This window comes from Devosia sp. (assembly GCF_017307565.1).
GTDB lineage: Bacteria > Pseudomonadota > Alphaproteobacteria > Rhizobiales > Devosiaceae > Devosia.
Map to the genome: position 1 here is coordinate 1 of NZ_JAFKHD010000460.1, position 10900 is coordinate 10900.

Annotated in this window: 9 protein-coding genes; 2 read left to right on the plus strand and 7 right to left on the minus strand. The window is 61.7% G+C overall.

Going from position 1 to position 10900, the window contains the following annotated elements:
• From J0I64_RS20390 to J0I64_RS20415, 6 genes are all read right to left on the minus strand, one after another.
• Positions 1-363, minus strand: a 363-nt coding sequence (locus tag J0I64_RS20390; RefSeq protein ID WP_291411719.1) for an aminotransferase class V-fold PLP-dependent enzyme, incomplete at its 3' end; no start/stop codon positions are given.
• 179 nt (positions 364-542) lie between these two features.
• On the minus strand, positions 543-1751 hold the full coding sequence (gene sufD, locus J0I64_RS20395; protein ID WP_291411721.1) for a Fe-S cluster assembly protein SufD: 1209 nt from the start codon (positions 1749-1751) through the stop codon (positions 543-545).
• Positions 1752-1757: 6 nt separating this feature from the next.
• Positions 1758-2519, minus strand: a complete 762-nt coding sequence (sufC, locus tag J0I64_RS20400) for a Fe-S cluster assembly ATPase SufC (RefSeq protein ID WP_291411723.1) — start codon at positions 2517-2519, stop codon at positions 1758-1760.
• 38 nt (positions 2520-2557) lie between these two features.
• Complete coding sequence (locus tag J0I64_RS20405; RefSeq protein WP_291411725.1) at positions 2558-3061, minus strand: cupin domain-containing protein; 504 nt, start codon at positions 3059-3061, stop codon at positions 2558-2560.
• Between the two features lies 1 nt (position 3062).
• A complete protein-coding gene (gene sufB, locus J0I64_RS20410) occupies positions 3063-4592 on the minus strand; it encodes a Fe-S cluster assembly protein SufB (protein WP_291411728.1) in 1530 nt (509 codons plus the stop codon).
• A 63-nt stretch (positions 4593-4655) separates the two neighbouring features.
• Positions 4656-5801, minus strand: coding sequence for an aminotransferase class V-fold PLP-dependent enzyme (locus J0I64_RS20415; protein WP_291411730.1), 1146 nt, complete (start codon positions 5799-5801; stop codon positions 4656-4658).
• Positions 5802-6084: 283 nt separating this feature from the next.
• On the opposite strand from J0I64_RS20415, the gene J0I64_RS20420 reads away from it, so the two are divergent.
• Together J0I64_RS20420 and tyrS are read left to right on the plus strand one after the other, a co-directional pair.
• On the plus strand, positions 6085-6747 hold the full coding sequence (locus tag J0I64_RS20420) for an alpha/beta hydrolase (RefSeq protein ID WP_110149993.1): 663 nt from the start codon (positions 6085-6087) through the stop codon (positions 6745-6747).
• Between the two features lie 169 nt (positions 6748-6916).
• On the plus strand, positions 6917-8167 hold the full coding sequence (gene tyrS, locus J0I64_RS20425; RefSeq protein WP_291411735.1) for a tyrosine--tRNA ligase: 1251 nt from the start codon (positions 6917-6919) through the stop codon (positions 8165-8167).
• A gap of 137 nt (positions 8168-8304) precedes the next feature.
• Here tyrS and J0I64_RS20430 read toward each other — a convergent pair.
• Positions 8305-10900: hypothetical protein (locus tag J0I64_RS20430; protein ID WP_291411738.1), on the minus strand; the 2596-nt coding region annotated here is incomplete at its 5' end.

The following is a 10900-nucleotide window of genomic DNA, read 5'->3' on the forward strand; positions in this document are numbered from 1 at the left end:
CATGATCGTGGTGACGATCTCGTCCCCTGCCCCGATACGCGGACCGGCAAAGGACTGGGCGACGAGGTTGATCGCCTCGGTGGCCGAGCGAGTGAAGATGATCTCTTCGACGCGGCCGGCATTGAGGAAGCGCCTTACGCTCTCGCGACCGGCCTCGTAAGCGTCGGTGGCGCGATTGGCGAGCGTGTGCAAGCCACGGTGAACATTGGCATATTCGTGCCGGAAGGCATGATCCATCCGGTCAAGCACCTGCACCGGCTTCTGAGCCGAGGCGCCGCTATCGAGATAGACCAGGCGATGGCCGTGGATCACTTCCGACAGGATCGGAAAGTCGGCGCGCACTTTTTCGAGGTCGAGGGTCATCTTATTGGTCCTAGTGAACCTGCGATGTTTCAGTCGTCACCCTCCCCCTTGCGGGGAGGGATCAAGGGTGGGGGGTATGGCAGCCGCGATATCGTGGCTCTCGCACCCCCTCCCATCCTCCCCCGTCAAGGGGGAGGTGCTGTTTTGTGGTCGTGGCGCTATCCTGCGCCACGCGGCCCTTACTTCCCCAGCAGCCAGCCGTCGACGATGCCCTGAAGGGCGAGGTTCAGGGCTTCATCTTCAATCGGATCAATGAGTTCGGCGATGAAACCGCGGACCAGCATGGTCTCTGCCTCGGCCTTGGGAATACCGCGGCTAAGGAGGTAGAACAGGCTGTCCTCATCGAGCTTGCCGCAGGTCGAACCGTGGCCGCAGACGACGTCGTCGGCGTAGATTTCGAGTTCGGGCTTGGAGAGGATTTCCGCTTCGTCCGACAGCATCAGGCCCTGATGCATGAACTTTGCGTCGGTCTTCTGCGCGTCGCGGGCGACGATCAGCTTGCCCTGCACCACGGACTTGGAGCGGCCGCGGGTGATGGATTTGAACAACGGCTGCGACGAGGTGTGCGGCACCGCGTGCGTGGTTTCCATCGTGATATCAGAGTGTTGGCCATCCGACACGAGGTTGAGACCGGTCACGTCGGCATGCGCGCCCTCGCCTTCCATCTTCGGGAAGAGATGGGTGCGGGCAAGGCCGGCGCCGGCATGGATCACCAGCGTGCGGAGCTGTGCGCCGTCGGCGAGGTGATACTCGTTGGTCGCGAAATGCGAGGTGGCGCGGCCACTTAGGTCGATGGTGACGTGCGTCACGACGGCATTCTTACCGAGCGCGAGGTAGGTCGCGTGGTTGCCAACGTGAGCGGCGTCGGAGCCCGAAAAAGTTTCGAGGATGACGACGGAGGAGTCGTCAGCGACGAAAATCTTGGTCGCGTCGGCGACGTGACCGGCTTCGCCTTCGATGCGATGGTCGATCTGGACGACCTGCTCAATTGCGCCTGTGAGGTCGAGACTAAGCGTCTCTTTTGCTAGCGCATTGCTAACATTGACAATGACGTCATCGCGGTTTGTGAGAACGCCACCGTGGGTCTTGCCCACCTTGACGCCTTCCGGCGCCGTGGCAGCGTTCAGAACGGCACCATTGACGATCGACAGGGCGTAGGCGCCCGGAACGCGCAGTGCGGTCCCGGTGGCTTCGTTGGCTGCCTGTGCCAGCGGCGGGATGGCCCGCAGCAGGGTCTTGAGATCGGTATAGTGATAGCTCTCGACGCGGCGGGTCGGGAGACCGGCCACGGTTACGCGTTCGGCGGCCTGGTCGGCGCCGGCAGCCTTGAGCTGGGCGATCAGCGATTCCTCGGCGGCGCCGAGGCGGACAGGAAAGGTCTGGCGCATGGTGTCTTAGGCCGCCTGACCGTCATAGTCTGCATAGCCCTTGGCTTCGAGCTGCAGCGCCAGGTCCTTGTCGCCGCTTTCGACGATCTTGCCATCCGAGAACACGTGCACGACGTCGGGCACGATGTGGTTCAGGAGGCGCTGGTAGTGGGTAATGACCAGCATGGAGCGCTTGCCGTCGCGGAGCGCGTTGACGCCCTTCGAAACGACCTGCAGGGCGTCGATGTCGAGACCGGAATCGGTTTCGTCGAGCACGGCCAGCGAGGGCTTCAGCAGAGCCATCTGCATGATCTCGGCGCGCTTCTTCTCACCGCCGGAGAAGCCGACGTTGAGGGGGCGCTTGAGCATGTCGCTGTCGACGTTGAGCTGGGCGCCGGCTTCCTTGACGGCGCGCATGAATTCCGGCGTCGTCAGTTCGCCTTCGCCACGCGCCTTGCGCTGGGCGTTGATGGCGGCCTTGAGGAAGGTCATGGTCGCAACACCCGGGATTTCGATCGGGTACTGGAAGGCCAGGAACAGGCCAGCGGCGGCGCGTTCGTGCGGTTCCATCTCGAGGATGTTCTCGCCGTTGAGCAGGATCTCGCCCTCGGTGACCTCATAGTCTTCCTTGCCGGCGAGCACATAGCTCAGCGTCGACTTGCCCGAGCCATTGCGGCCCATGATGGCATGGACTTCGCCCTGCGGGATGACGAGGTTCACACCCTTAAGGATTTCGCGTTCCTCGATGCGGGCGTGCAGGTTGCGGATTTCAAGAACGGGAGTGGTCATTTTCTTCTCCAATTGCGGAAGGGATCGCTGGCAGCGCCTCAGGCGCCCGGCTCGCCATCCCAGTAATCAAGGTGGTTCTGGCCTTCGCGGCCGCAGTGGCGGAGGCGACGATCGGCCGAAGAGCGGCTCGTCACCTGGAATTTCCCCGAGTCAGGGTATTCGCAGACTTCGGTATCGGCATTGTTGGCCACGCCCAGATATTTCAGCGTCACCGATCCGGTATTGAGGATCTGGTGCGCCGTTTCCGGGCCGCCGGTCGGCGCGCCAAGCACGTCGCCCGCCTTGAACGAAAAGCGCTCGGTGCCGAAGCGATAGGTCCCCTCGCCTTCCAGCACGATGAAGAGTTCTTCTTCGACGTGATGGTTGTGGAAGGGACAGCTCGACTTGCCGGGCGGCACTTCGTTGTAGCTGATGCCGAGTGCGCGCAGACCCAGAAGCTTGCCGAACGAGGTGTCGGCAGACTTGTAGAGCGTGCCCTGCTCCCAGGCGTCGAGCGCCAGGGAGGTAAGGGTAACAACCGGGTTGCGCGTTTCCGTCGTCATGTTAGCCGACCGACCCTTCGAGGCTGATCGAGATCAGTTTCTGGGTTTCGACCATGAATTCCATCGGCAGGTGCTGCAGCACGTCGCGGACGAAACCATTGACGATCAGTGCCACAGCTTCTTCCTCGTTGAGGCCGCGCTGCAGGCAATAGAACATCTGGTCGTCGGAAATCTTCGAAGTGGTCGCTTCGTGCTCGAAGACGGCGGTGCCATTGCGGCTCTCGATATAGGGAACCGTGTGGGCGCCACACTTGTCGCCGATGAGCAGCGAGTCGCACTGGGTGAAGTTGCGGGCGTTCTTGGCCTTGGCGTGTGCCGAGACCTGACCGCGATAGGTATTGTCCGAGAAGCCGGCAGCGATACCCTTGGAGATGATACGGCTGGACGTGTTCTTGCCCAGGTGGATCATCTTGGTGCCGCTATCGACCTGCTGATAGCCGTTCGAAATGGCGATCGAGTAGAACTCGCCACGCGAACCGTCGCCGCGCAGGATGCAGCTCGGATACTTCCAGGTGATGGCCGAGCCGGTTTCGACCTGGGTCCAGGAAATGTGCGAATTGACGCCACGGCAATCGCCACGCTTGGTGACGAAGTTGTAGATGCCGCCCTTGCCGTCCTTGTCGCCCGGATACCAGTTCTGGACGGTGGAGTACTTGATTTCGGCATTGTCGAGGGCAACGAGCTCGACGACGGCAGCGTGAAGCTGGTTTTCGTCGCGCGAGGGTGCGGTGCAGCCTTCGAGGTAAGAGACGTAGCTGTCATCGTCGGCGATGATCAGCGTGCGCTCGAACTGGCCGGTCTTCTTCTCGTTGATGCGGAAATAGGTCGACAGCTCCATCGGGCAGCGAACGCCCTTGGGAATGTAGACGAAGGACCCATCGGTGAAGACGGCCGAATTCAGCGTCGCATAGTAGTTGTCCGAAACTGGAACCACTGAGCCGAGATACTGCTTCACGAGCTCAGGGTGCTCGCGCACGGCTTCCGAGATCGAACAGAAGATGATGCCGACCTTGGCCAGCTCTTCGCGGAAGGTGGTGACGACCGAGACCGAGTCGAACACGGCGTCGACGGCCACATTGCCGGAGAACGGCGTACCGGTCGGTTCGCCAGCGCCTTCAACGCCCGCAAGTATCGCCTGTTCCTTCAGCGGAATGCCGAGCTTGGCATAGGTCTTGAGGAGTTCCGGATCGACTTCGTCGAGGCTCTTGGGGCCCTTGAAGGACTTGGGAGCGGCGTAGAAGCTGATCTCCTGCAGGTCGATCTTGGGATAATGGAGCTTCGCCCAGGTCGGTTCTTCGAGGGTCTGGAAGCGACGGAACGCGTCGAGACGCCATTCCAGCATCCATTCCGGCTCGTCCTTCTTGGCAGAGATAAAGCGGACCGTTTCCTCGGTGAGGCCGGGCGGCAGCACGTCAGACTCGATATCGGTCTCGAAGCCGTACTTATATTTGTCGACGTCGAGCGCCAGCACTTGCTCGACCGTTTCCAGGTCGATCTCTTCCTTTAGCGTCGGAATATCGTAGTCCGCCATCAGGCTCTCCTTTTCGTCCCTCGGCGGTTCAAGGTCGCCGCGAACACTACTTGTCTGTTGCGGCTAAGCCGCTTTCCCTGCTCGCTTGTGGCGGGCAAGGATCGTTTCAAAACCGGCCAGGAACGCCTCGGCATCTTCTGCCTTGGAGTTCCAGCCGAAACTCACGCGCAAAGCGCAATCGGCAAGGTCGCGCTCGACGCCCATGGCGAGGAGCACATGGCTTGCGCCCACCTTGCCCGACGAACAGGCCGAGCCGGCGGAAACCGACAGGCCAGCCAGATCTAGCGACATCATCGCCGTGGCATTTCTTACGCCCGGCACGGCGAAATTCACCACATTGCCGACGCGGTCCGTGCTTTCGCCGAAAATCACGACGTCAGGCGCAATGGCCCGAAGTCCGTCTTCCACGCGCTTGGTTAGCGCGGAGACGGATTCCATATTCATGCGCTCGGCCGCCGCCGCAGCACCGAAGGCACTTATGAGCGGCGCCGATTCCGTGCCGCCGCGACGGCCCTGCTCCTGCCCGCCACCGGGGATGAGCCGCACCGTATCGGCATGGCCCTTGACCAGGAGCGCACCAATGCCGGCCGGCGCGCCGATCTTGTGGCCGCTAATCGCCACCATATCGGCAGCCGAGGCGGCAAAATCCAGATCGAGCTTGCTCAGAGCCTGCACCGCATCAATGACGAGGGTATGGCGCGTCGGGCCGACGAGAACGGAAATCGGACCGATGGGCTGGATCACGCCGGTCTCGTTGTTCACCCAGTGAACGGCGACGAGCAGCGTGATGCCTTCATCATCGGCGCGCTGCAAAGCGGCGCGAAGTTGATCCAGATCAATACGGCCATCGGCGAGAAGCGGGATAGTCCAGACCGGCAGGCCCGAGGCTTCGGCCGCCCTGGCGACCGCAGCGTGCTCCCCCGCACTGACGGCCACGGCGCCTGCCGAAAAGACTTTTGCACCACCGACAATGGCCTGGGTCAGCGCTTCGGTGGCCGAACCGGTAAAGACGACCTGACGGGTTTCGGCGCCCGCAAGGCGCGCCACCTGCTGACGGCCGGTCTCGATCAAATCGCGCAGCTTCCGACCATGGGCATGGACGGAGGACGGATTGCCCGTGAATTCGAGGGCAGCAAGCAGCGCCGCCCGCGCTTCTTCTCGAAGCGGAGCGGTGGCATTGTGATCGAGATAGATGCTCTCTTTCGCCATTTGCCTTCTTTGGGGCTGCGTGCCCGACATACCTTCCATGTCTGGATCGGGACGCCTGAGCATCCCGCAAACCAAACACTTCTTGAAATTTGTCGCCCAACTTCATTACAAGGGGCGCTCAACAAGGCCGCATGCGGCCTACAACCGAATTTCGAACCATTCTAAACTGGTTTTTTCGACCCATGTTTTAGGGAGGCTCCCGCTCTTAGTCAAGCGGCGCGGATGCAATCCTGAATGATCGGATCAACTTTGTTACAGAGCCGAAAAGGCCGGAAAAGACACCATGCCTGAAGTTATCTTCAATGGCCCCGAGGGGCGCCTCGAAGGCCGCTACCAACCGGGCAAGGAACCCAACGCTCCGGTTGCCATCGTTTTGCACCCGCATCCGCAGTTTGGCGGGACGATGAACAACCAGATCGTCTACAACCTCTTCTATATGTTCGCCGAGCGCGGCTTCTCGGTGCTGCGCTTCAACTCGCGCGGCGTCGGCCGCTCGCAGGGTGTTTTCGACCACGGCATCGGCGAACTCTCTGACGCCGCAGCAGCGCTCGACTGGCTGCAGATCATCAACCGCGAATCCCGCGGCTGCTGGATCGCCGGCTTCTCGTTCGGCGCCTGGATCGGCATGCAGTTGCTGATGCGCCGTCCGGAAGTGGAAGGCTTCATTTCGGTTTCCCCGCCGGAAAACCTCTACGACTTCTCGTTCCTGGCCCCCTGCCCGTCTTCGGGCCTGATCATCCATGGCGACAAGGACCGTGTGGCACCGCCGCAGTCGGTGCAGAAGCTCGTGGACAAGCTCAAGACCCAGAAGGGCATCACCATCGAACAGCAGATCGTGGAGGGGGCCAACCACTTCTACGAAGGCAAGATCGACGAACTGACGACCCGGTGTGCCGACTATCTCGACCGTCGCCGTCAGGAGATCGCGGACGGCGGCGGGCGCTAACGAGAGCGCACATTTGAGGCGATCGTCCTCACCCACGGAGCATGTCTTTCACCACGTCATTCCCGCAAAAGCGGGAATCTCCCTCAAACAGAGATCCCCGCTTTCGCGGGGATGACACGGTGGATGGAAGCCAGGCTCCGGCTTAATTCCAGATGCAGATCGCACCAAAATGACCAAGTACAAATCCGACTTCCTCCGCGTCCTCGATGAGCGAGGCTTCATTCACCAGATTTCCGATCCTGAGGGCCTCGATAAACTCGCGGCGACCTCCAAGATCACTGGCTATGTTGGCTATGACGCCACGGCGACGTCGATCCATATCGGCAATCTGATCACCGTCACCATGCTCTACTGGCTGCAGGAAACCGGGCACCAGGCTATCAGCCTGATGGGCGGCGGCACCTCCATGGTCGGCGACCCCTCGTTCCGTGACGACCAGCGCAAGCTCCTCACGGTCGAGCAGATCGCCGAGAACATAGAGAGCATCAAGCGCGTCTACGGCAATATTCTCAACTATGGCGGCTCCAACCCCGCCATGATGGTGAACAATGCCGATTGGCTCCTGAAGCTCAACTATGTCGAATTCCTGCGCGATGTTGGCCGTCACTTCTCGGTCAACCGCATGCTTTCGTTCGATTCGGTGAAGCTGCGCCTCGATCGCGAGCAGTCGCTGAGCTTCCTCGAATTCAACTACATGATCATGCAGGGCTATGACTTCACCGAACTCAACCGGCGCTATGGCACCGTGTTGCAGATGGGTGGATCGGACCAGTGGGGCAACATCATCAATGGTGTGGACCTCTCCCATCGCATGTGCGGGCCGCAGCTTTACGCACTGACGACGCCGCTTCTCACCAAGTCTTCGGGTGAGAAGATGGGCAAGTCTGCGTCTGGCGCTGTCTGGCTCAATGGCGATCTCTTCTCGCCCTACGATTTCTGGCAGTATTTCCGGAATACCGAAGACGCCGACGTGGTGAAATTCCTCAAGATTTTCACGCGCCTGCCGATTTCGGAAATCGAACGCATCGGTGCGCTCGGTGGCAATGAGATCAACGAAGCCAAGAAAATCCTGGCGACGGAAGTGACCGCCATCGTGCACGGCCGCGACGCTGCCATTCAGGCGGCGGCTACGGCGCTAGCGACGTTCGAATCCGGCGCGATCGATCTATCGCTGCCGACGGCGGAAGTGACGCATGCCGAACTGAATTCGGGCATCGGCATTCTCGCCGCGCTGGTGACGGCTGGTCTTGCTGCTTCGAACGGCGAAGCGCGCCGCCACATCGCTTCGGGGGCCGTGAAGGTCAACGATGCGAGCGTCGATGACGACAAGCTGAGCCTTGGCGACAATGCGCTGCTTCCGGAAGGGGTGATCAAGCTCTCAGTCGGCAAGAAGCGTCACGCGCTGATCAAGCCGGTCTGACAGCACAAACCATCGTCACCACCGGGCTCGTCCTGGTGGTCCACGCGGAGGCGAGATGGATTGCCGGGACGAGCCCGGCAATGACGACGACGGATGGGTTTCGACCTTAGGCGTCGCACTTTGGTGCGGCGCTTTTTTTATTCCTGCGGCAGTTCGCGGGCGCGGAACTCGAAGAGTTCGCGGAAGGCGCCGGGGACCAGCAGCGAGAGCGGGTTGATCTGGAACTGCGGATTGTTCAGCGGGCCACGCACGGCGAAGGTAACGCCCACGAGGCCTTCGCCATCGCGGCCGCCCAGCAGCGGTCCCAGAAGCGGGATTTGCTGGAAGGCGTTGTTGAGGCCGAAGAGCGGGACATAGGTGCCGGTCAGGTCATATTGGCGGCTATTGGTGTAGATGAAACCGCGCATGGTGCCGCCGACGGTGTCGCCGGAGAGCACGCCGCGGGTGACCTCCACGCGATCACTGCGGCGGATGAAGTCGGCTTCGGCGGCTTCGAAGTCCAGACGGTTGCTGCGGGCGATGGCGGCGCGGGAATCGGAGTGATTGCCGAGGACCTGGGCCACGTTGGCTTCATCTACGATCGCGAAGTTGCGCATGATCAGTCGGCCGCCTTCGGCATCGGCATTGCGATCGGTGGTCAGCACCAGGCTGCCGCTGCCGCCGGCGAGCTGCGAATAGACGCCGAGGAAGCGCAGCACCGTGCCAGCGTCGTTGAAGGCCACGGACAAGGTTCGGCCATTGGGAGCGGGATTGGTGGTGATCGAAACGCCATTGCCTTCGCTGAACTGCGCCGAGAGCGTGGCGCGCCGCAGGTCTGAGCCACGCAGGCTCAGGTTCAGATCGACATTGAAAGCGGTCGTGGCGTAGTAGCCGACTGCACGGTCGAGCTTTACGTCAAGCGAGATGGTCTGATTGATCTGCGTGCTCTGCACGCCGCCGCTGCCCTCGCCGAGGCTGAAGAAGCGGCTCAGCAGCGGCTTGAGATCGAGCTGGGCGCCGCGAATCTGGACATCAAAGCCGTTGCCATTGGGCTTGAGTGTCACCTGCGCATTGTCGCCGGAGCTGAGGGCCACCTTGCTGAACTCGGCCATCACCAGGCCATCGGTCGCGTGATAGTCGAGCTTGCCCGCAAGCTGCACCGAGCCGAAGCCCAGGGTGATGTTCTCAAGATGGGTCACGTCGCCATCGGGGCGCACGGTGGCCGTCAGGCTGCCCGGGGTGCCGGCGGATTTGGTGATGCCAAGGTCCTTGATGGAGAGACCGGCATCGACCAGGTCGACCGACATCTTGATCGTGCCATCGGCCGTGGGTTCGGCGACGAAGCGCACCTTGCCCGAGAGGAATTGCGAGGCGTCGAAGCCGAATTTGGCAAGATCGGCAACGGCGACGGTCGATCCCAGGCGGAAAGCGGGTTCGGTGGTCGGCGTGCCCTCGATCGAGAGGTCTGCGACCATGCCGTCGACTTCGGCAGTGCCACCGACCTTGTAGCCATCTTCAGTTGCCGAAAAGGACAGTTGGCCATTGCCAATTGTGCGCTGCTGGATGGGCTTGCTGCTGGCGAAATTGGCAACCGTGCCATTCACTACATAATCGATGTCGGTTTCCTTGCCGGAGCCCTCTGCGGGCTGGCCGATGGTCGCGACGAGGCCGAGGTCGATATTGCCGGTCAGGGCATTGATATCGAGCGGCAGTTCCACCTTTGCCAGGGCTTCGGGCTGTATCTGATTGGCGAGCGCCAGAAGGGCGGGAATGGGCGCGCCGAGGCTGCCGGAAATCTCGAAAATGCTCTCGTCGGGGTTCGACGTGTCAAAGATCATTGCCGGCCGGCGCACGGCGATGGTGCCCTTGGCTGTGTCGATCTTGCCGCCGTCGCCCGAAATGGTCGTCTTGGTGCCGCGAACCTGCAGGCGGGTCAGGCCATCGATGGCGATTGGGTCCATGGCTTCGGTGGCTCGAATGACGACGCCTTCGCCGGTGATGTCGATATCCATGGCATCGTCGGGCAGTTTCTTCTTTTCGCCGTCGAGCGAGAGCGAACCGACGGGGAACTTGAACTTCAACCGCCCGTCGACCACGTGGCCGTCGGTGACGTTGGCAACGAACCAGGTGCGGCTGTCGCCGCCCATGAAATAGGGCCAGATGCGTTTGACGTCGTCGGCGGAAACGCCCTTGCCGGCAACGGTCATGTCGACCCCGAGACCGGTCTGGAGGAGGTCCATGCGGCCGGTCGTCTCTATGACCGCATCTCCCTTCCTGGCGACGAAACGATCAATGCCCACGGCACCATAGAGCGGCGCCGACCAGCCGGCGAAGTCCATGGTGTCGAAGGGCTGCTCTGGTGCCGCCATGTCATTGGGGTGCAGCGCGACGTCGACCGCGCGCAGCGAAATGCCGATGGTCGGGCCGTAGGTCTTGTCGAGGCCCATGGCGAAAATGCCCGAAATCCGGGCGCGGCTCTGGCCGATCTGGATCGCGGAATCGGCGAGGCGGAATTGCCCAAGATCGGGTTTCCAGTCGATCTCCATGATGGAGCTGGCCACGGGGAAGTAGTCCTTGCCGATGCGCAGGTCGATGCCGGTGAGGTCGATGCGGAAGGTGCCGTCGACCAGCTTGCCGCCAGCCGGGTCGAAGCCAATGTCGATGGAGAGCGCCCCTGCCCCGCGCATCGCGGCCATGCTGGTGGCGTCGTCGATAAAAGGGAGCATGGCGGCAAAGTCGATATTAGTGGCGTCG